This is a genomic window from Gemmatimonadaceae bacterium (assembly GCA_020852815.1).
GTDB lineage: Bacteria > Gemmatimonadota > Gemmatimonadetes > Gemmatimonadales > Gemmatimonadaceae > SCN-70-22.
The window spans coordinates 131,016-151,653 of sequence record JADZAN010000010.1 but is presented as its reverse complement, the minus strand read 5'-3'; the positions used below and the strand labels follow the sequence as shown (position 1 = coordinate 151,653).

General features: G+C 68.9%; 20 protein-coding genes. 5 read left to right on the top strand and 15 right to left on the bottom strand.

The window, feature by feature from the left end; genetic code table 11:
• Nucleotide 1 precedes the first annotated feature (1 nt).
• From IT359_05980 to tilS, 7 genes are read right to left on the bottom strand one after another with little or no spacing between them, the layout of a single operon-like run.
• Nucleotides 2–835: a purine-nucleoside phosphorylase gene (locus IT359_05980; GenBank protein ID MCC6928526.1), complete on the bottom strand. Its 834-nt coding sequence runs from the start codon at nucleotides 833–835 to the stop codon at nucleotides 2–4.
• 21 nt (nucleotides 836–856) lie between these two features.
• Complete coding sequence (locus tag IT359_05975; protein MCC6928525.1) at nucleotides 857–1,444, bottom strand: DivIVA domain-containing protein; 588 nt, start codon at nucleotides 1,442–1,444, stop codon at nucleotides 857–859.
• Nucleotides 1,441–2,124: a YggS family pyridoxal phosphate-dependent enzyme gene (locus tag IT359_05970; protein ID MCC6928524.1), complete on the bottom strand. Its 684-nt coding sequence runs from the start codon at nucleotides 2,122–2,124 to the stop codon at nucleotides 1,441–1,443. The genes IT359_05975 and IT359_05970 overlap by 4 nt, the downstream gene beginning before the upstream one ends.
• A gap of 11 nt (nucleotides 2,125–2,135) precedes the next feature.
• Nucleotides 2,136–4,208, bottom strand: a complete 2,073-nt coding sequence (locus IT359_05965) for a DUF2723 domain-containing protein (GenBank protein MCC6928523.1) — start codon at nucleotides 4,206–4,208, stop codon at nucleotides 2,136–2,138.
• 8 nt (nucleotides 4,209–4,216) lie between these two features.
• On the bottom strand, nucleotides 4,217–6,196 hold the full coding sequence (gene ftsH, locus IT359_05960) for an ATP-dependent zinc metalloprotease FtsH (GenBank protein ID MCC6928522.1): 1,980 nt from the start codon (nucleotides 6,194–6,196) through the stop codon (nucleotides 4,217–4,219).
• 15 nt (nucleotides 6,197–6,211) lie between these two features.
• Nucleotides 6,212–6,847: a hypoxanthine phosphoribosyltransferase gene (gene hpt, locus IT359_05955; GenBank protein ID MCC6928521.1), complete on the bottom strand. Its 636-nt coding sequence runs from the start codon at nucleotides 6,845–6,847 to the stop codon at nucleotides 6,212–6,214.
• The gene (gene tilS / locus IT359_05950) at nucleotides 6,744–8,051 is read right to left on the bottom strand and encodes a tRNA lysidine(34) synthetase TilS (protein MCC6928520.1); all 1,308 of its coding nucleotides are present in this window, start codon (nucleotides 8,049–8,051) and stop codon (nucleotides 6,744–6,746) included. The genes hpt and tilS overlap by 104 nt, the downstream gene beginning before the upstream one ends.
• 311 nt (nucleotides 8,052–8,362) lie before the next feature.
• On the opposite strand from tilS, the gene IT359_05945 reads away from it, so the two are divergent.
• The 4 genes from IT359_05945 (at nucleotide 8,363) to IT359_05930 (ending at nucleotide 13,358) form a co-directional block, all read left to right on the top strand.
• On the top strand, nucleotides 8,363–8,527 hold the full coding sequence (locus IT359_05945) for a hypothetical protein (protein ID MCC6928519.1): 165 nt from the start codon (nucleotides 8,363–8,365) through the stop codon (nucleotides 8,525–8,527).
• Between the two features lie 171 nt (nucleotides 8,528–8,698).
• Nucleotides 8,699–9,259 carry a LemA family protein gene (locus IT359_05940; GenBank protein ID MCC6928518.1) on the top strand — a complete coding sequence of 187 codons (561 nt, stop codon included), beginning with the start codon at nucleotides 8,699–8,701 and terminating at the stop codon, nucleotides 9,257–9,259.
• Between the two features lie 90 nt (nucleotides 9,260–9,349).
• Nucleotides 9,350–10,288, top strand: a complete 939-nt coding sequence (locus IT359_05935; GenBank protein MCC6928517.1) for a M48 family metallopeptidase — start codon at nucleotides 9,350–9,352, stop codon at nucleotides 10,286–10,288.
• A 118-nt stretch (nucleotides 10,289–10,406) separates the two neighbouring features.
• On the top strand, nucleotides 10,407–13,358 hold the full coding sequence (locus IT359_05930) for a PD40 domain-containing protein (protein ID MCC6928516.1): 2,952 nt from the start codon (nucleotides 10,407–10,409) through the stop codon (nucleotides 13,356–13,358).
• Nucleotides 13,359–13,413: 55 nt separating this feature from the next.
• Here IT359_05930 and IT359_05925 read toward each other — a convergent pair whose 3' ends face one another.
• Entirely contained in the window at nucleotides 13,414–13,809 is a 396-nt protein-coding gene (locus tag IT359_05925; GenBank protein ID MCC6928515.1) for a hypothetical protein, read from the bottom strand.
• Nucleotides 13,810–14,195: 386 nt separating this feature from the next.
• On the opposite strand from IT359_05925, the gene IT359_05920 reads away from it, so the two are divergent.
• Entirely contained in the window at nucleotides 14,196–14,780 is a 585-nt protein-coding gene (locus IT359_05920) for a hypothetical protein (protein ID MCC6928514.1), read from the top strand.
• Between the two features lie 31 nt (nucleotides 14,781–14,811).
• On the opposite strand, the gene IT359_05915 is transcribed toward IT359_05920, so the two are convergent.
• The 7 genes from IT359_05915 to rsxC form a co-directional block, all read right to left on the bottom strand.
• On the bottom strand, nucleotides 14,812–15,150 hold the full coding sequence (locus IT359_05915) for a hypothetical protein (GenBank protein MCC6928513.1): 339 nt from the start codon (nucleotides 15,148–15,150) through the stop codon (nucleotides 14,812–14,814).
• A gap of 76 nt (nucleotides 15,151–15,226) precedes the next feature.
• Nucleotides 15,227–16,219, bottom strand: coding sequence for an FAD:protein FMN transferase (locus IT359_05910; GenBank protein MCC6928512.1), 993 nt, complete (start codon nucleotides 16,217–16,219; stop codon nucleotides 15,227–15,229).
• 145 nt (nucleotides 16,220–16,364) lie between these two features.
• Nucleotides 16,365–16,943 carry an electron transport complex subunit RsxA gene (locus tag IT359_05905; protein MCC6928511.1) on the bottom strand — a complete coding sequence of 193 codons (579 nt, stop codon included), beginning with the start codon at nucleotides 16,941–16,943 and terminating at the stop codon, nucleotides 16,365–16,367.
• Complete coding sequence (gene rsxE, locus IT359_05900) at nucleotides 16,940–17,620, bottom strand: electron transport complex subunit RsxE (protein MCC6928510.1); 681 nt, start codon at nucleotides 17,618–17,620, stop codon at nucleotides 16,940–16,942. The genes IT359_05905 and rsxE overlap by 4 nt, the downstream gene beginning before the upstream one ends.
• A complete protein-coding gene (locus IT359_05895) occupies nucleotides 17,617–18,306 on the bottom strand; it encodes an FMN-binding protein (GenBank protein MCC6928509.1) in 690 nt (229 codons plus the stop codon). Before IT359_05895 ends, rsxE begins: the two co-directional genes overlap by 4 nt.
• Nucleotides 18,303–19,313: an RnfABCDGE type electron transport complex subunit D gene (locus IT359_05890; GenBank protein ID MCC6928508.1), complete on the bottom strand. Its 1,011-nt coding sequence runs from the start codon at nucleotides 19,311–19,313 to the stop codon at nucleotides 18,303–18,305. The genes IT359_05895 and IT359_05890 overlap by 4 nt, the downstream gene beginning before the upstream one ends.
• Nucleotides 19,310–20,638, bottom strand: a complete 1,329-nt coding sequence (gene rsxC / locus IT359_05885; protein ID MCC6928507.1) for an electron transport complex subunit RsxC — start codon at nucleotides 20,636–20,638, stop codon at nucleotides 19,310–19,312. The genes IT359_05890 and rsxC overlap by 4 nt, the downstream gene beginning before the upstream one ends.

Genomic DNA, 20,638 nt, shown 5'->3' with positions numbered 1-20,638 from the left:
CTCACACCCGCTCCAGCACGCCGGTGATGAGCGACGTGAGCTGCGGCTCCGCCTTGGCCGCCACGGCGATGATCTTCTCCAGCGATGCCGGCTCCAGCGCGTCGGGGAGGCACATGTCGGTGATGATCGAGACGCCGAGGACGCGCATCCCTCCATGCACCGCGACGATCACCTCCGGCACCGTCGACATCCCGACGACGTCGGCGCCAAGCGTGCGCAGCATCCGATACTCGGCACGCGTTTCCAGGTTAGGGCCGGTCACCGCGACATAGACGCCCTCGCGCAACGTGATCCCCTGTCGCCTGGCCTCGGCGCGCGCCGCGTCGCGCAGCGCGACATCGTACGGCTCCGACATGTCGGGAAAGCGCGGCCCCAGGCGATCGTCGTTGCGCCCAAGGAGCGGGTTGTCGCCCAGCAGGTTGATGTGGTCGGCGATGAGCATCAGGTCGCCCGCCTCCCACAACGGGTGCATCCCGCCGCAGGCATTGGAGACCACCAGCGTCCGCGCGCCTAACGCGCGAAGCACGCGCACCGGGAAGGTGACCTGCTGCAGCGAGTAGCCTTCGTACCGATGGAAGCGCCCCTGCATCGCGATCACCGCCTTCCCCGCGAGCGTCCCGCACAGCAACCGCCCGGCGTGCGACTCCACGGTCGACAACGGGAAGCCCGGGATGTCGCCGTACTCGATCACCTGCTCGACTTCGATCGCCTTCGCCAAGCCGCCCAGCCCAGTCCCCAGCACGATCGCCACATCGGGGACCCGTACAAACCGCCCCCGCACGGCCGCGGCCGCGCGCTCGATCCCCTCGAAGGAATGCCCGCTCTCGTTAGTCACTCGTCTTCTCGTCTTCTCGTCTTACTGTTCCTTGAACAGCGAGTCGATCCACTCCGGGGCAGCCGCCGCATCGCTTTCGCGCGCCTCGGCCGCGGCGCCCGAAACCGTACCAGGGTCATCGCGCCGCAGCGCGGGCGTCGCCGCCGCACTCCCTTCGGCGGCCTCGATTTCCGAGAGCTGACGCTCCACCATCGTGCGTAGCTGCGCGAGGTAACTCCGCCGCTGCCGAGTGAGGAGCTCCAGGTCGCCCTGGACCTTCCGGATCTCGTTGGTTGCGCCGGCCACGATGCGCTCCGCCTCGGCGCGCGCCTCGCGCAGGATGAGCTGCGCCTCGCGTTCCGCCTGCTCGCGCACCTCGGCCCGCAGCTGCTGCGCCGAAATCAGCGCCTCGTTGATGGCCTTGTCGCGCTCGCGAAAGGCGCGCAGCTGCTCGTGAAAGCCCTGCGCCTTCCCCTCGAGCACCTGGCACTGCTTCACCAATCGCTCAACCTCGCCAGCCGCCTGCTCCCGGAATTGGTCGACGCGCGCGCGATCGTAACCGCGCAGTGCGCTCCCGAAGTCGTAGCGCCGGATGTCGAGCGGTGTCAGGTGAAATGATTCGTCGGTCATGGCGTGCGCTCTCCAAACAGGATCGTCCCCAGGCGGACCATCGTCGCCCCCTCCTCGACCGCAACTTCGAAATCGTTCGACATTCCCATCGACAGCTCGTGCGCGGCGTGTCCCGCTTCGCGCAACACATCACGCGCGGCACGCGCCCGTGCGAACGTGGAGCGCAGCAGCGCCTCGTCGGCATCGAACGGCGCCATCGTCATCACGCCCGCCACGTCCAGCGCCTCGAGCCTGCGCAGGCGTGCCGCCTCGGCCGCCAGCTCCGATGGGTCGTACCCTCCCTTGCTCTCCTCACCGCTGGCGTTCACCTGCACCAGGACGCGCAGACGCGTCCCGGCCTTCTGCGCCACGTCGTGCAGCGCATCGGCCAAACGCGCGCTGTCCATCGAATGCACCAGGGCAAAGCGGGTCGCGTGCTTCGCCTTGTTCCGCTGCAGGTGCCCGATGAGATGCCACGCCACCGGTGCGGCGACGTGCGCCATCTTGTCGAGCGCCTCCTGCACCTTGTTTTCCCCCACCGAGCGAATGCCGCACGCCCACGCAGCCTCGACCGCGTCGGGGCCATGCGTCTTGGTGACGGCGATCAGCTCGACGCGCTGGCCGTGAGCGCCACGCGCGACCGCCGACGCGATGCGCGCCTGCACCGACTGGAGTCGATCCGCCAACCCCGGAAAAGGCATAACATGATAAACTATCGGAAGTTACAAGTCGATTCAAGTAAACCGGGCGGCGACGAATTCACCCCGCGTGCACGCGCCAGTGCGGCGGCCGGACAGTCCAGCAGGCGCTGAACGTAGCGTCCTGTGCCGTCGCGTGCGGCTGGCGCGCTCGCCGTCTTACCGCCCACTGCGCGTCGCCGCCCCGCCGATTCGATGCGCGAGAGCGCGATGGCGGTGGAGTCGATGACGGGTGCTGCATCGCCGCGTCCGCTGTCGGCGATGAGGGCGATGCTGGCCGCGTATGACATCCCGACCAGGCGCCACCCCTTCCCGGGGGCGACGGCGCGCCGATCGTCGCTGCTCACGGAGACGGCAACGTGCAATGGACGCCGCCGTGCTCGTGCGCCATCGCCAATCGCCGCGAGTGTGGGCTCCAGGCCGCGCCACTCGGCCGCAACGCGCTCGGAGAGCAGGTCGTGGCGGCGCGCCAGCTCCGTGCGGTACCACGTTGCGCCAAGGAGCGGAATGGTCACCGTCGTCACATCGCGGCGCAGCCCCTCGACCTCCTGCACGTACCAGAGTGGGAACGAATCGTTGTCGCCCGCCACCACGAGCACCGCTCTCTCGGGGAGATGAGCCAGCAGTTCCACCGCCAGCTCGCGTGCCAGCACGGCGTCGGGCGCGCGTCGGCGATCGACCGCGCGCCAGTTGAGTGCCAGCGGAAGCAGCGCCAGCAGCATCACCGCTCGTGCGAGCGGGCGCGCCTGCGGGCGAGCACCCAGACGCGCATCCGGGCGCGTAGCTGACGCGGGCGGACGCGTCACCGAGCGCGCGAGCCGATCCGAGAGCGCCACGAGTCCGCAGCCGCACCAGAGCCCAGCGACGAGGAAGGCGAGGGAGAAGAAGTAGTCACGCTCACGCGCCTCGTGCATTGCATCTGGCGGGAGGATGCCGATGCCGAACGAGGGGCCGGCGCGCAGGTTGAGGACGATCACCACCCCGACGGTCGCACACAGGAAGAGGAGCGTCATCGCCTTCCAGCTTCGCTCGTCGCGGCGCCGGTGCCAGGCGCTCCCAACGATTCCCAGCAGGACGAAGGCGACCGTGATGGGCGTGCGCACCGGCGAAATCCCCGGCGCATCACTCAGCCCCGCGGCCACCTGCCAGTCCGTGTACTGGATCACGTTCCCCAGCTGCAACCAGAAGGGAGCGCGCCTGGGCCAGGGCGGGGGAACGTCGTACTGTCGCCGGGCGACGATGTCGACCAGTGCCTGCCACGAGGTGGCGCTCCCCTCGTTGATCGTCGGGTCGTGACGGGCGCGCACCAGCATGACGAGGACGAAGCTTGCCCCAAGCACGACCATCGCCAGCGAACCGAACGCCCCCCACCGCGCCTCGCCGGAATCGTTTCCGTCAGGCGCAAGCCAGGCCGCCAGCGCCAGCAGCACGCCGACCATGACCGGGAGCGGCCGCACCGTTCCCAGCCCCACCGCCACGCACCATGCGGCGAGCGGGGCCAGCGCCGCGCGTATCGAGACGGCGGCGGAGCGATCGGTGGCCGCGAGCAGGATGATCGCCGGGCCCGCCACCAGCGCGCTGATGTGCAGCGGAACGGCAAGCCCGAAGCAGAAGGCAATGGCCACGCGATGACGCACGCTCCAACGTGTCCCGGCACGGTCCGCGAGCAGCAGGGCCACGGCGATGAGCAGTGTCGCGTAGGCGTAGACCTCCGTCTCCGTGGCGCTCTGCCACACCGCCGCCATCCCGCCACCCGCCAGTGCCCCGGCGACACCGGCAGCGGCGCGCCCCGTCCAGCGCGTCATGAGCCCCGCCATGATCGCCGCCGCCCCCGCCGTGCAAGCGGCCGACGCCAGGTTGACCGCCACGGCGAACGGGAGCCACCCCAGGACCATCGACCACGCGCGCGCCGCAAAGACAAACAGCGGAGTGCCGGGCGGGTGCGGAACGCCAAGCGAGTGGATCGCCGCCAGGAACTCGCCGCTGTCCCACAGCGTGACGGTGGGGGCAAGCGTTGCCACGTAGGCAACGAGAAGGGCGCCGCCGCTGATCGCGGCGGCGCCCCTGGGCGACAGGCGAGCGTCCAACGCTCGCGTTAGGCCGGGCTGACTTCCGGCCCGCCAAGCAGCGGCGGGACCGGCTTGGGCTGCGCCATCGGGATCGGCGTGACCGGCGCCGCCGGCGGCAGCGACGACGGCGGAAGCGGAGCCCGCGGCGGGAGCTTCTCGCCGCGCACCAGGATCTCGAAGTCCTCGCGCGTCAGCGTCTCGCGCTCGAGGAGCATCGCCGCCACCGAGTCGAGCAGGAGGCGGTGCTCGGTGAGCGTCTGCACGGCGCGCGAGTACGCGTCGTCGATCACCTTCTTCACCTCGGAATCGACGAGCTGCGCCGTCTTCTCCGACACCTCGCGCCGGCTCATGATCTGCTGGCCGAGGAAGACCTCCTGCTCGTTGTCGCCAACGAGGATCGGGCCAATCGCGTCGGACAGCCCCCACTGCGTCACATAGCGGCGCGCGATTGCCGTGGCCTGCTGGATGTCGCTGGCGGCCCCGGTCGTCACGCGGTCTCGCCCGAAGATGATCTCCTCGGCGGCGCGGCCGCCGTACGCCATGACCAGGCGCGCCTCGAGCTGCTCGCGCGTCACCGACACGCGATCGTCCTCGGGGAGCGTGAAGGCCACGCCTAACGCACGGCCGCGCGGAACGATCGTCACCTTGTGCAGCGGATCGTTCCCCTTGACCATGACGGCGCAGACGGCGTGTCCCGCCTCGTGGTACGCCGTGAGGCGGCGCTCCTCCTCCTTCATCACCAGCGACTTGCGCTCGGCGCCCAGCATGACCTTGTCCTTCGCCTCTTCGAGGTCCGTCATGTAGATCTTGTCGTGCCCGCGGCGCGCCGCCAGCAGCGCCCCTTCGTTCACGAGGTTGGCCAGGTCGGCGCCGGCCATCCCAGGTGTCCCGCGCGCGATGCGATTGATGTCGACATCGTCGGCAATGGGCTTGTTGCGCATGTGCACGCGCAGAATCCCTTCGCGCCCGCGCAGGTCCGGCGCGTCCACGACGATCTGGCGGTCGAACCGCCCCGGGCGCAGGAGCGCCGGGTCGAGGACGTCCGGACGGTTGGTGGCCGCGATGAGGATCACGCCGTCGTTGGACTCGAAGCCGTCCATCTCCACGAGGAGCTGGTTCAGCGTCTGCTCACGCTCGTCGTGTCCACCGCCCAGCCCCGCACCGCGGTGACGCCCCACGGCGTCGATCTCGTCGATGAAGATGATGCACGGTGCATGCGCCTTCCCCTGCTCGAAGAGGTCGCGCACGCGCGACGCCCCAACGCCGACAAACATCTCGACGAAGTCGGAGCCCGACATGGAGAAGAACGGACGCCCCGCCTCGCCGGCGACGGCCTTGGCGAGCAGCGTCTTCCCCGTGCCCGGCGGCCCGATGAGGAGCGCCCCCTTGGGGAGGCGTCCACCGAGCTTGGTGAACTTCTGCGGATCCTTCAGGAACTCGATGATCTCCTGCAGCTCGATCTTGGCTTCGTCGCAGCCGGAGACGTCGGCGAACGTCACCTTGGGCGTGTCGCCCGTGAGGAGCTTCGCCTTCGACTTGCCGAACGAGAATGCCTTGGCCCCCCCCGCCTGGATCTGGCGGAAGAGGAAGATCCAGATCGCAATCAGGACAAAGTACGGGAGGAAGTTGAGCAGGAAGGTGCCGACCGACGGACGCGCTTCCTGCGCGTCGATCACGACCTTCTTGGCCAGCAGCTCCTTCACCTCGTCCGGGCTGTCGGCCATGGGGAGCTTGACGGTGAACTTCTTCACCTCGCGCCCCTGCACCATCACGCGCTGCGTGAACTCGCCCGTGACCGTGGAACCGGCGCGAATCGTGGCGCGCGCGATGTTCCCGCGATCCAGCTCGGCGCGGTAGTCGGAATAGTTGACGGACGTCGCGGGCTCACCCTTCGAGCCCGAGAACTGGATCACCGCGACGGGGATCAGGATCACGAGGATCCAGAACGAGAGCCCCTTCGAGAAGCGACCCCAATTGAACTGCTTCTTGGGAGGAATCGGCGGCATGTCTGCGGTCTCTGGTTACTGCAAGCTTGCAATATACGGCAAGTGCCGGAAGCTCTCGGCGTGATCGAGGCCATAGCCCACGAGAAACTCGTGCGGGGCGTCGAAGCCGGAGAACCTGGGCGGATACGTCAGGTGCGTGGCGATGTGCTTGTCGAGCAGGGCGCAGACCTCGAGCGAGCGCGGACGGCGCTCCTGCAGCAGCGCCATGACCTTACTCAAGGTTCGGCCGGAATCGACAATGTCCTCCACCAACAGGATGTGCTTTCCTTCGAGCTCGGTTTCCGGATCATACACCAAACGTACAAATCCGCTCGAAATCGTCTCGTTCCCGTAGGAGGCGGCGACGAGGAAGTCGACCTTGAGCGGCCGTTCGATGCAGCGCACCAGATCGCTCAGGAAGATGAAGCTCCCTTTCAGTAACCCGAGGACGAGAAGGTCGCCATCGGGATACGCGGCCGTGATCTCCTTTCCCAGTTCCACCACGCGCGCGGCGATGGTCTCGGCGGGAAAGGCGATGCGCTTGACGGTGCGTCCCTCGAGACGCGGATCATGAACGGAGGCGTTCACAGACGAAGCAGACTCGCGGCCGACCGGGCCGAACGGTTGCCGCGCTTCCGCGGCGCACTCCGGGAATCCAGACAATCTCGCCATCCGCCACGACAACCGGCCACCCCTCGCGATCTGGCGCGGCGACCCGCCGGTCGGCAAAGAAGCGCTTCACGCGGCGCGGCCGGCCGCCTGACGAGTCCATGCGATCGCCTGAGCGCCACGCCCGCACCTCCAGCGTCGCCTCGGCCGGGAGCCAGCTCGACCAGGGATCCTGCTCACTACCCGGTTCCATCTCCGCGTCACGGTGCCCTTCCCCTCGCCCAGCGATTCCGGCCGTCGGAATAATCTCCTCGTGCGCGTCGCCGGTCATTGGGTGAAGCTCCCACACAGGGCGGAAGCGAAAGCGACCGAAACGCGTCTCGGCGTCGGTGTTGAGGCGCGCATCCGGCGCCGTGGGTGGCTCGCGCCGCCTGATCTCGACCACGTCGCGACGATGCACGGCCTCGTACCCGCCGGAGAGAGGGATGCGGAGCCCGCCACGGCCGTTGACGGCGAAGTGCACGAGGCGCTCGGTCCCGCGCCAGTCCAGTGCGAGCCCCGCCCCTTCGGCCACCGTCTGCCAGTAGAGCGCGCAGGCGAGCGGCGTCCAGCTCCGGTCGGTGACCTGCCGAGCCAGCGCCCGCCCCTCCCCCGTTTCCAGCAGGTGCGGGGCGACGGCAGCGGTGCACTCCGTTCGCAGCGCGGCGGCGCGATCGGCCAGGGCGAGCAGGTCGCCGGCGATGCGCGGGTCCGCCGCGCACATGGCCGGGAGCAGGTCGAGGCGAATTCGATTGCGCAGGTGCTCGCGCCGAGCGTTTCCCGGGTCGTCGACGTGCGCGACGGCGTGCGCGGCAGCATAAGCCAGCACGTCCTCGCGCGAGACGTCGAGCAGGGGGCGCCGAATGGCCGAGGGGGCGCGGAGCGCGCTCAACCCTCGCGCGCCGGCGCCGCGCATGGCGCGCATCACCACGGTCTCGAGCTGGTCGTCGCGCGTATGGGCCGTGACGACGTGTCCGTCGTGCTGGCGTGTTACCCCTCTCAAAAAGGCCCAGCGGGCAGCGCGCCACTGCGCCTCGCTGGCGCCGGCAAGCGGTTGCTCGGGCGCTCCCGTCACCACGGGAAGTCCCCACTCCGCCGCGAAACGTTGCACGTGCTGCACGGCGGCCCGGGCGTGGGTGCCCGTACCGTGGTCGAAGGTGGCGACGACGACGCGTCCGCCAGCCCTCGCCGATGCGCACGCCTGCGCCATCGCGTGCATGAGCACCATCGAATCCACGCCTCCCGAGACGGCCAGCACCAATCGGTCGTCACCAGCGAGTAGCGAGGCGACGAGCGTGCGAATGCGCGCGGCGGCGTTTGGAGAGAAGGCGATGGACGTGGGGCCTCGGCTTGACGGCGCTCGCGAGGCGCACGATTGAAGTTCGCATGCCGCGCCAGCGCGAATGCTCTCGGAATCTATCGTGAAAAGCTGAGCGGATGATCGCCCGTTGTCGGGAGGCGTGGCGCACTTTCGCGGTGTCGGCGCGCCCACTACTTTTTCGTCGTCACTGACGACCTTTTTCGACCTGAGGACGGATCGTGGAGCATTCAACGCCGCTGGGCACGCTGTGGGCCGGACTCGGACTGGGCGCTTTCTACCTCGCGCTCACCTGGGTCAACCTCCTCCTTGGCCACTTCCTGACGCCGCTCTTTCTCATCCCCCTCACCTGGCTGCAGGACGCCATGAAGGGCAAGCGCGCGTAGCGTCGCGTGACGCGGCCGTGCCAGGGCGCGTCTGAATTGCAGCAGTGACATCGCAGCGTGGGACGAAGGCACCGGGCCTTCGTCCCATCATTCGTTAGGGACATCGCGGTTGCGGCGCGCACCACACGGGGCGCGCGACGCCCGCCTCACTGCCGTGCACGGGAGCCTTCCATGCTCGTGATCCTCCTGCTGGTCATCGTGGTGGTGGCGTTCTGGTTGGTTGGCGCGTACAACGGCCTCATCGCGCTCAAGAACCAGGTGGCGAACGCCTGGAAGCAGGTCGACGTGCAGCTCAAGCGTCGGCACGACCTGATCCCCAACCTCGTGAACAGCGTCAAGGGGGCGATGCACTTCGAGCGCGAGACGCTCGAGGCGGTCGTGGCGGCGCGCAACAAGGCGATCCAGGTGGAGCAGGGCGGCGGCGGGGTGGCGGCGACGGCGCAGGCCGAGGCACAGCTCACCGCCTCGCTGGGGCGGTTCATGGCGGTGGTCGAGGCGTACCCTGACCTCAAGGCGACCGCCAACATGTCGCAGCTGCAAGAGGAGCTGGTCTCGACCGAGAACAAGATCGCCTTCGCGCGACAGCTCTACAACGACACCGCCACGCAGTACAACACTCGGCAGCGGCAGGTCCCGACGGTCTTCGTGGCCGGCATGGCGGGCGCGTCCCCGGTGGAACTCTGGGAAATCGAGGACAGCGCCGAGCGCGCGCTTCCCAAGGTGGAGTTCTAGCACCTGGGCACCGACCTCTTCACGCAACAGGCGCGTAACCGCTCGCGCTCGCGCTGGGTCGTCGCCGGCTTCATCGCCTTCTTTGCCTGGTTGGGGTTGGGCGGCGACGTCATTGCCTATCTCGCAACGCGGGATGCGGAACCGGGAACGTATCACCACGTCTTCCCCGCGCTCGGCGTGCTCCTGACGGTGGTGGCGGCTGCCATCGCCGCGTATGCGTGGAGCACCGGCGCGCAAAAGGTGCTCTGGTCGACCGGGGCGCGCGAGGTGATCGATCCCGTCACCCCCGTCGAGCGCGAACTGGTCAACGTGGTGGATGAGATGGCGATCGCGAGCGGGCTCCCCCGCCCTCGCATCTGGATCGTCCCCGACGACGACCCCAACGCCTTTGCCACGGGGCGAGACGAGCGCCTCGCGCACGTGGCGGTCACGGAGGGTCTGCTGCGCACGCTCTCGCGCGACGAGCTGCAAGGCGTCGTAGCTCACGAGATGGGGCATATCCGGAACCTCGACGTGCGCCTGATGACGATCCTTGCGGCGCTGGTGGGGGCGGTGGCGCTGCTGGGCGACGGGATGTGGCGCATGATGGGGCGCGGCGGGGTGCGCCTCTCCTCGGGGAGCGGGCGGCGCAGCGGCAAGAAGGGGGACGCGAACATCCTGCTCATCGTCCTGCTCCTGCTCTGGTTGATGAGCTGGTTCCTCGCCCCGCTCATCACGCGGCTCCTGGCCATGAGCGTGAGTCGCGAGCGCGAGTATCTCGCCGATGCCATGAGCGCGCAGTTCACGCGCAATCCGCTGGCGCTGGCCAGTGCGCTGGAGCGAATCGAGGGGGCCGCGTCGCCAACGCGCGCCATCAAGAAGGGGAGCGCGCACCTCTGCATCGCCGATCCCCTCGGCGCGTCGCGCCGCGTGGCGACGCTCTTCGCGACGCATCCCCCCATGGCCGCACGCATCCAACGGCTGCGCGCCATGGGATATGCCGGCTCGGGCGAGGAGCAGCTGACGGGGAGGTCGGCGCCTCGAGCCTAGTCGCTCCGCGACCCTGCTCACACAATCCGTGTGTGCCACGCCGAGCCGAGGCCGCTGCCAGACCGTGTAAGTTCGTCCCGCTCCTCTCCCCTGCGTGCTCCACGTACGTCCATCTCCCATGCCTGCCAGCTTCACGATGTCCTCACGCGTGCGGCGCGACCGCCGCGCGCTCTCCCTCGTCGTGCCGACGCTGCTCGCGGCGCTGCTCGCCTTTCGCCCGGTCTCGCTCGCACAGGCGCAGTACCTCACGCGTCCCGAGCGGAAGTGGGAGACGATCGAGACGGCGCACTTTCGACTGCACTATCCCGCAGAGATGCGGGTGTGGGTTCGTCCGGTCGCCGAGCGAATGGAGTCGGTCGCGTCGTCGGTGAACGCCCTCGTGGGGAACGCTCCCACGGCGCGTGTCACGGTAATGGTCGAGGATCCCTCGAATGTCTCGAACGGGTTCGCCGTCCCGCTGCTGGAGGGGCCGGTGATCTTCCTCTGGCCCACGCCCCCGGCGCCGTCGCTGACGTTCGGGCCGCACCGCGGCTGGGGGGAAATCCTCGCGGTGCACGAGTACGGGCACATTGCGCACCTCACGATCCCGACGCGCAGCGGAGGCGAGCGATGGCTGTGGCGCTTTGCCCCGACGCGTCTGGGTCCGGTGGCGCGCAAGAGTCCGGCGTGGGTCATCGAGGGGTACGCGACGTACATCGAGGGGAAACTGACCGCGAGCGGACGCCCCAACTCGGTGGGGCGCGCGGCGGTCCTGCGGGAGTGGGCGCTCGAGGGGCGGCTCCCTACCTACGGACAGCTGAACGATGCCGAACCCTACCTGGGCGGGGCCATGCGATACCTGGTGGGGAGCGCCTTTCTGGAGTGGTTGGTCGCGCGCAAGGGGGACGAGAGCCTCAACCACCTGTGGCGCCGCATGAGCGCGCGCGAGCGTCGCAGCTTCGCCGAGGCATTCCGCGGCGTGTATGGCGCGGATCCGGACGACCTGTACGGGGCCTTCTACACGGAGGTGATGGAGAAGGCGCTCGAGTCGCGCCGTCAGTTGCAAGGCGAGGGGCTGGTGCAGGGAGACCTGGTGCAGAAACTCACGTGGGGGACGGGTGAGCCGGCGCTGTCGCGGGATGGGTCGCGCGTGGCGGTGGTGCTGCGCACGCCAAACAAGCCGTCGCGCGTGGTGGTCTGGTCGTCGCGCGACGAGGGGCTGGACTCGAACGTGGTGCGCGCGCGCCGGCGCATGCTGGCGCGTGACCCGCAGGACGTGGCGCCGTTCGACTCGTTTCCGGCGCCCAAGCGGGCGCAGAAGACGCTCTTCGCCGTGGCCGGGCGCGGGCACGACAACCCGCGCTGGTTCGCCGACGGCGATCGCCTGCTCGTGAGCCGCGATGAACCGTTAGGCGACGGCGCCTTCCGCCCCGACCTGTTCATCTGGAACGTACGGCGCGGCGGCGTGCGGCGCGTGACGCACGGCGCCGGCATCCGCTCCGCCGACCCCGCCCCCGACGGCCGGAGCGCGGCCGCGGTGCGCTGCTCGGCCGGCGTGTGCGACCTGGTGCGCGTCAATCTGGCCAATGGCCGCATCACCACGCTGGTGGCCGGTTCGCCGTTCGTCGTGTGGCATCGCCCGCGTTGGTCGCCCGATGGAACGCGACTGGCCGCGAGCGTGCAGCGCGACGGGCGCTGGTGGACCTTCGTCGTCAACGCGGCGACCGGGAGCGCGGCGCCCGTCGACCCGGGTGACGGCGCCAATCGCTACGCCCCGTCGTGGACAAAAGAGGGAAAGCTTGTTGTCGTGAGCGAGCGAGGTGGCGTCGCGAACCTCGAACTGCTCGACCCGGAGACGGCGGTGCCGCGCCCGCTGACGCGCGTCACGGGTGCGGTGGCCGCCCCCGACGCCGCCCCCGACGGCAGCGTCTGGTTCCTCGCGCTCCACGCCAAGGGGTACGACGTGCGGCGCCTGTCGATCGCCAAGGCGTTAGGCACGCTCGAGGGAGGCGTGGTGGCGCTGGAGCCGCGCCTCTTTCCCGCCGCCCCCCCCGCCCCCACGGGACGCGGCGCGACCTTCGCGCCGCAGCAGGTACGCGGCCCCGCCGATTACGGCACGGGGCCGCGGCACTGGCGCATCCTCCCCGGCGGCTCCTTTGGGCCCGATGGCGACATGGCGTCGCTGATGATCGCCAACATCGATCCCGTGGGGCGCCTCAGCGTGGTGGCGCAAGGCGGCTACGGACAGCGCGGCGCATGGCGCGGCGGATCGATCGCCACGGCGTTGCGCCTGTCGCCGGTCCAGCTCGAGACCAGCGGATGGTACACGGAGCACGCCCCCTCCGAGCAGGCGGCGGGGAGCTTTGCCTCGCTCAACATCGACTCCCGCTTTACCGGGTTAGGCCTCGCGGCGCGCGTGGCGCGCGATGGCGGGGCGTGGGGCTTCGCGCTGCGCGCGGGGGGGAGCGTGGCACAGGTCAACGGCAACCAACTCGACGGCGCGGGGCGGGTGATGGGCTTCGCCGACTTGCGCGCGCGCCTCACCTGGACCTTCCGCGGACTCACCGTCTCCCCGCAGGTCTTTGCACAGATGGCGCAAGGCGGAACCGGCGGCGACTCGTGGACGCGCGGCTACTCGTCAGGCGCGCTGGCCATCGGGACCTCGTCGGTCGGCATCCGCGCCGAGGGGTCGGTGGGGACGACGACGACCGCCGGTCCCGGTGAGTTCGGGCGCGCCTTCGAGCAGTTTGCCGTCGGTGGGAGCTACCTCCCCTTCTTCGACCAGGCGTTCCTCTCGCAGCGCATCTCGGTCCCCTCGGTCCCCGTGGGCTACTCGTCCGGACGCAAGGTGGGCATCGGACGCCTCTCCACACGCCTGCTCGGCCTGGAACCGTATGCGCTCTGGATTGCGGCTGGCGACAAGCTCACGCGCTACCAGCGCGTCCTCGGCGCCGAGCGCTCGGTGGACGTGCCCGGCATCGGCTTCGCGCGTTTGCCGGGGACGAGGCTCCGCGCCGGCATCGGCTACTCGATGGATGAACCCTACAAGGAGAAGATCCGCCCGTACGTGAGCGTCACCTATCGGCCGTGAGCTGCATGCGCGGCGCGCACGCGAGGCGCAACCCGCCCGCGGCAGGCGGGCACGATCACGACTCGCGCGTCATCCAGGCGACATTGCACGCCTTCTCGCCGAAGATCGCCGGCGGGTGGTCGCCGGTGCCGAGGAGGTCGTGCAGCATCTCGTGCTTCACGAGCGCGGCGTCGTTCACCCACGTCTCGGCGATGTACACGTCGTGCGGCGAGTTCCAGCGCCCGATACACGGGCCGTTGGGACAGGGGAACTTGTCGCCCTTGAGCACCCAGAAGCGCACGCGGTCCATCGTGGCCTTCCGCTGCGCGCACTCCTCCACTTCGGCCCACCACTGCCGATAGACTGACGGGACCTCGAGCGGTGCCGCCCCTTCGGGCTCGTAACGACAGCCGGCAGCGCATACGACCACGGCGACGAGCGAGGCAATGTGGCGAAGACGGCGACCCTGCATGACAGCGCTGCACCCGGTGAAATGTGACCTGGCTCACAGAGAGCCGTTGCCGGGCTGGAGTGCGGGAATGGTGCCGATGCCCCGCAGTCGTCGCCGGGGCGCGACGGGGGGGGCGGGCAGAATGACCGGAATTCGGTAAGCGTGCCCGAAGCAATGGGTTACCGGGCTCATGCTGATGTGGCGCCAGCGCCGCGAGGGGGCGCGGAGGAGGCGCGCGCGGATTCGGCGTTGCGGCGCGACGCACGAGTGCGGCAGGATCGCCACAGGGGCGCGGTGTACGCGTCACGCCGGGTGGTCGTGTCGTCCCCCACGCATGGTGCCGCGCGAGGCGATCGGGTACTCTCCCAGCGCCGCGCGCAACCAGACCGTCCACCCAGTCACGAGCCATGACGCCTTCACGCCTTCTCGTCGCCTCCGCCATCGCCCTGTCGATGTGTCTCGCCGCGCCATCGGTCGCCAGCGGGCAGGGCGCCGCGCCACGCCGGCTCTCGATCGACTCGCTCCCCCGCCCCGCGGCCAACCCCGCCGACGTGTCGTCGCCGGATGCAATTCTCAAGGCGCTCTATGACGTGATTTCCGGGCCCGCGGGCGCGAAGCGCGACTGGGACCGCTTTCGTTCGCTCTTCGTGCTCAACGCGCGCCTCATCCCGACGCGCCAGCACCCGTCGGGCGGGGCCTCGGTGTCGGTGTGGAGCGCCGATGACTACGCGGCGATTGCCGGGGCGGGGCTGGAGAAGAACGGCTTCTTCGAGCGTGAGATCGCGCGGAAGACCGAGACGTACGGCAACATCATGCACGCCTTCTCGACCTACGAGTCGCGCCGCACGGCCGACCCGGGCGAGAAGCCGTTTGCCCGCGGGATCAACTCCATCCAGCTCCTCAAGGACGGCAATCGCTGGTGGGTGGTCTCGATCTTCTGGGACGCCGAGCGCCCAGGGAACGAGATTCCCGCCCAGTACCTGCCGCGTTAGGCGCCAGGCGGCAGGCGCCTGGCACGAGACGTCAGGCGCCGGGCCTGGCCTGCGCGGTGCCGCAAACGGTGCAGGCGCACATCCCCTTCCCATAGAGGGCCAGGTCGACGTCCAGCCCGCAGGCGTCGCAATGCCCCAGGACGGTGCGGAGGTTGTCGAGCGGCAATCCGCTGTTGATCAGGCGGGTGACCATCGCGCTCGGCGCCGCCGCCCCCAGGGGGCACATCGTCCCGCTGCACCAGTCGCCAATCTCGAGGCAGACCAGTTCCGGATCGTGCACGTTGGCCTGCGCGTCCTCGTGCGATTCGTCGGTGACCAGCACGTGCACATGCCGGTCGCACCCCTGACAGAACATCTGCGACTGCTTCATTGGCGCCTCCGCGACTAACTCGCTGGGATTCCGCCTCGCGCGACCGTGTGCGCGCGGGGCGTCGCCTACGGCACGACTACACCCACGACACCACGCGAGCGCCACGCGTGCGGGCCTGGAGCACCGCCTGCGCACGTTCGCGGGACATTCCGAACACCGCCGTCGTCGCCGCGTCGGCGTCCATGCACGTCGCGGCCACTACCGTCACGCTGTGCTCCGACGTGCGGCGCGGGGCCGCGGTGTCGGGATCCATGAGGTGATGGTACCGAACGCCGCGATACCGGAAGAACTGCTCGTAGTCCCCCGACGTCGCCACGGCTTCGTCGGACACCTCGAGCGTCCCGATCAGTTGGCGTGCATCATCGGGGCTTTGGATGCCGACGCGCCACTTCCCGCCATCCGGTCCATTCCCGATCGCCACCACCTCGCCACCCACGTTCACCAGCGCCTGGCGAATGCCGGCGCGGCGCAGCGCGTCACCAGCCCGGTCCACGGCGTATCCCTTGGCAATCGCCCCGAGGTCGAGGTGGAGATCGGGATCGCTGAAGCGCACCACGGGGTGTCCCGCCTCGTGACCGAGTTGCACGTGACGGTAGAAATGGCGTGCCGCCAGCTGCCGCACCGATGCGTCGGGCGGTGGCTCGTGGCGGTGCTGCACGTCCCACAGCTCCGAGACGCGCCCGATGGCCGGATCGAAGGCACCATCGCTTGCCTGCGCCCACCGGATCGCCGATTCGATGACCGCAAACGTCGCCGGCGAGATCGTCACCGCACGTTGGGCGGCGAACCGGTTGGCCCGCCCCACGTCGGAGTCGTCGCGGAAGCGCGACATGGTGCGCTCCACGCTCGCCAGCTCGGCGAACGCCGCGTCCAGCGCCTGCTCGCCCTGCGCCACGTCGTCGTGCAGGAGCGTGATGTCGGCGATGGTCCCCATCATGGGGAGCTGGCGCCGCACCAGTTGCCGGCGATGCCGGTGGGCCAGCGGGATCGACGCGACGACGAAGGCACCGACGCCAAGGACGAGGAAGTCGCGACGGGACGGCCTGCCGCTTCGGGTTGACTCGGTCATGACAAGTGATCTCCTGCAGGGTCCGAACGGTGACACGCGCCTGCACACGCCCCGCAGCCGCCCTGGGTGCACTCGGTCCGCGGGCGCACGAGCCCAAACACGACGAAGAGGATCGCGCAGGCAACGATCCCGTAAACGGCAGACATCATATGGTCCCCAGTCCGGCAAAGCCCATGAAGGCCATGGACAGGCAACTGGCGATGAACAGGACGATGGCCATGGGGCGCGCCACCTGCGGCACCTCGGTCAGCTCGGTGCGCATGCGGATGGAGGCGAGAAGCGTCAGCGCCAGCGTCAACCCCAGTCCGGCCCCGATCGCGAAGGCCAGCCCCTCGATGAGGTTGTAGCCGCGATTGGTCTGGAAGATGGCCAGCCCAAGGATTGCGCAGTTGGTGGTGATGAGCGGGAGGTAGATCCCCAACTGCCGGAAGAGGAGCGGATAGTGCTTCTTGACCGCCATCTCGACGATCTGCACCGCCGACGCGATGACGACGATGAAGGCGATGGTGCGAAGGTACGGCGCCGGCCCCAGCACATACTTGTTGAGGAACCACGCCGAGAGCGCAGTCATCAGCAGGACGAAGGTGTTGGCCAGCCCGAGCTTGAACGCGGTCTCGATCTGCTTGGTCACGCCAAAGAACGAACACAGCCCCAGGAACATGACCAGGGTGAAGTTGTTCACCAGCAGCGACGAGACGATGATCCAGGCAACGTTGCCCATCATGCCCTCACGGCGACGGCGCGCTTGTCGCGCCAGTCCTTCACGACGGTGATTCCCAGCAGCAGCAACCCGAGGGTGAAGAAGCCCCCCGGCGGGAGGACCATGAAGGTCCACGGCTCATAGCTCGCCGGCAGCACGCGGAAGCTCAGCCACGACCCGTTGCCGAGAATCTCGCGAATCGACCCCAGCGTCGTGAGGGAGATGGTGAAGCCGAGTCCCATCCCGAGGGCATCGAGGACCGAGCGGCCGACGGGCTCCTTGGCCGCGAACGCCTCCTGTCGTCCCAGCAGCAGGCAGTTAGCCACGATGAGCGCGATGAAGGGGCCGAGCGCCTTGTGAATGTCGGGGACGAGTGCCTGCAGGAGAAGTTCCGCCAGGGTGACGAAGGTCGCGATGATCAGGATGTACGACGCGATGCGCACTTCGTTGGGGAACCACTTCTTGAGCAGCGAGACGAAGAACTCCGAGCCCACGAGGACGAAGAGCGTCGCCATTCCCATGGCAAAGGCGTTCGCCACGTTGTTGGTCACGGCCATGGTCGGGCACATGCCGAGCATCTGCACGACGACGGGATTCTCCTTGAGGACCCCGCGCATGAAGTCGGTCATGAGCGGGCGTTCGAGTGCCGTGACGGCCGGCGCCGTCGTCGACTCGCCAGGAGCGTGCGCGGTGGCGGTCATGGAGCTCCTTGCTTCTTGTACGCGACGAGCAGCGGTTGCCACTTGGCGACCGCATTGTTGATGATGCGCGTGACGGCGCGCGACGAGATGGTGGCCCCGCTGATGGCCTGCACCTCGTTGGGGTTGCTCCCGCTGCGCGTCTTGACTGCCTTGAGCGGCGCCACCAGCCCGGGCCACTGCGTGGCGAAGACCGTGTCCTTCTCGATCTTGTCGCCGAGTCCCGGTGTCTCCTTCTGGTCCATGATCTTCATCCCGAGCAGCTTCCCAGTCGCCGGGTCGAAGCCGACCATCAGGTTGATGACTTCGAGGAAGCCGGGCTCGCCGGCAGAGACGGCGACGCCGACCTCCTTCCCGGTCGAGTCGTAGCCGACGAACGCCGTCGCGAGTTCCGAACGCTCGCCGCGCGGTGTCGAGGTGAGGGCGCCGCCTTCGAGATAGAGCGTGTCCCACCGCGCCGGGTGGTGCAGGACCTCGTTCACGGTGCTGCGCATGACGAGTGCCTTGTGCGCCAGGACGCTGGGGAGCGTCCACTGGTACACGATCACCACGAGGAGCCCGGCGAGTGCCCCGGCGAGGCTGAGCGTGGCGATGAGCTTCCACGCCGGGGTGTCGACTGGCGCCGGAAGGTCCGCTGCGCCGGCCTGCGCGCCTGCCTGGCCGCCACCGTGCATGTGCGCGTGACTCATGCAATCACCCGTTTGGTGGTGCCGAAGACGCGCGGCTGCGTGGCCTTGTTGATGAATGGCGTGAACGCGTTCATCAGGAGGATGGCGTACATGACCCCCTCGGGGAGCCCACCCCAGATGCGGATGACGACGGTAAGGACGCCGACACCGGCGGCAAAGACCCAGCGCCCCATGTTGGTGACCGGCGAGGTGACCATGTCGGTGGCCATGTACACGGCGCCGAGCATCAGCCCGCCGGAGCAGAGCATGAAGAGCGGATCCGGAAAGCGCGGGACCGCGAGGTGCAAGACGCCGGACACGAGCGCCACCGACGCCAGGACGCCCACGGGAATGCGCCAGTTGAGGTACGACTTCCAGGCGAGGAAGGCGCCGCACAGCAGGATCACCGGTGTCGCGGTCTCGCCTAACGACCCGCCCGTCGTGCCGACGAACAGGTCGAGGAGCGAGGTCCCCGTCCCCTCGAACTTCCAGAGCCCCAGCGGCGTGGCGGCGGTGACGGCATCAACGGCACGCGGGTGCGTGAACGGGAAGGCAAACAGGTCGCCGTGCAGCGTCCAGAATGGCGCGCGCGAGACGGGCCAGGTGGTGATGGCCACCGGGAAGGCGGCCTGGAGGAAGGCGCGCCCGAACAGCGCCGGGTTGAAGATGTTCTGCCCAAGTCCCCCAAACACGATCTTGCCGAAGCCGATCCCCATCGCGCCGCCCAGCGCCGCCATCCACAGCGGGAGGCCGGCCGGCAGCGAGAGCCCGAGGAGGAGCCCGCTGATCATTGCCGAGCCGTCCAGGAGGGAACCGGACTTGCCGAAGACGCGCTCCGTGACCAGCGCACCCGCGGTTGCCGCCACGATGATGAGCAACGACCCGATGCCGAAGAACCACATGGACGAGAGAATGATCGGCACGAGCGACGCGACCACCGTCCACATGATTCGCGGCGTGCTGTCCGTCGACCGCAGGTGCGGCGACGCCGTGACGACGAGGCGACTGGATTGCTGCGACGCACTCATGATGCCGCTGCCTTGCGCTTCTTGAGCGCCGCCTTGCTGAACGCGAACTGCTGCGAGAGGGGGATGTTCGACGGGCACACGTACGAGCAGGAGCCGCACAGCATGCAGTCCGTCAGGTGCAGCGCCTCCATCTCCTCGTAGCGCCGGTTGCGCGCCAGGTCGCCGAGGAGCGACGGGTTGAGAAAGACCGGACACGCCTCCAGGCAGCGCCCGCAGTGGATGCACGGCCAGACCTTCTCGCCACGCACCTGCTGCGCCGTCAGGACCACCACCCCAGTCGTTCCCTTCGTGACCGGGGCCTCGAGGTTCCCCTGCGCGGCCCCCATCATGGGACCGCCGATGATCACCTCGGCGGCGTCTGGCGTGAGCCCACCGCAGTAGTCGAGCAGGTCGACGAGCTTGGTGCCCACCGGGACAATGAAGTTGCCGGGCTTCTGCACCCCATCGCCGCTTACCGTGACGATGCGCTCGATGAGCGGGAGCCCGGTCTCGAAGACCTCGGCGATCGCCGCCGCGGAGGCAACATTCTGCACGATCACGCCCGCCGAGGCCGGGAGCTTCCCCGATTCGACCTCGAGCCCCGTGACCGCGTGGATGAGCATCTTCTCCGCTCCTTGCGGATACTTCACCGTCAGCGGCAAGACGGTGATGTCGAGGTCCTTCGGGAGCGCGGCGTTGAGCGCGGCGATGGCGTCCGGCTTGTTCTTCTCGACGCCGATGACCGCCTTTCGCACGCCTAACGTGTGCATCATCACCCGCACGCCGAACAGGACGCGCGCCGGGTACTCCACCATCGTCCGGTGATCGGTGGTGAGGTACGGCTCGCACTCGGCTCCATTGACGATGATCGTGTGGATCGATACGTCCCTGGGCGGGGCCAGCTTGACGTGCGTCGGGAAGGCTGCCCCGCCGAGTCCCACGACGCCTGCGTCCTGCACCGCCTGGATCACCTGGTCGGGTGTGAGCCCCTCCCAGTGCGGCACCAGGCGCGGGCGCGGCAGCTGCATGGCATGCCGGTCGACCTTGAGCCGGATGGCGATCGCCATCGTGCCGTCGATGTGCGGCCACCAGTCGATGTCGACGACCGTCCCTGCCGCCGACGCATGGATCGGGACCGAGACGAACCCGTCGGCATCGGCGACTTTGTCACCGCGCTCGACGTGATCGCCCACCTTGACCCGCACCCGGGCGGGCTTTCCGGCGTGCTGTCGCACGGGAAGCACCACCTCGTCCGGGAATGGCATCCGCCGGATGGGGAGCGCCTGCGTCAACTCCTTGCGCTCCTCCGGATGGACGCCGTGCCTGAAGCCACTCGCTGTCAGCAT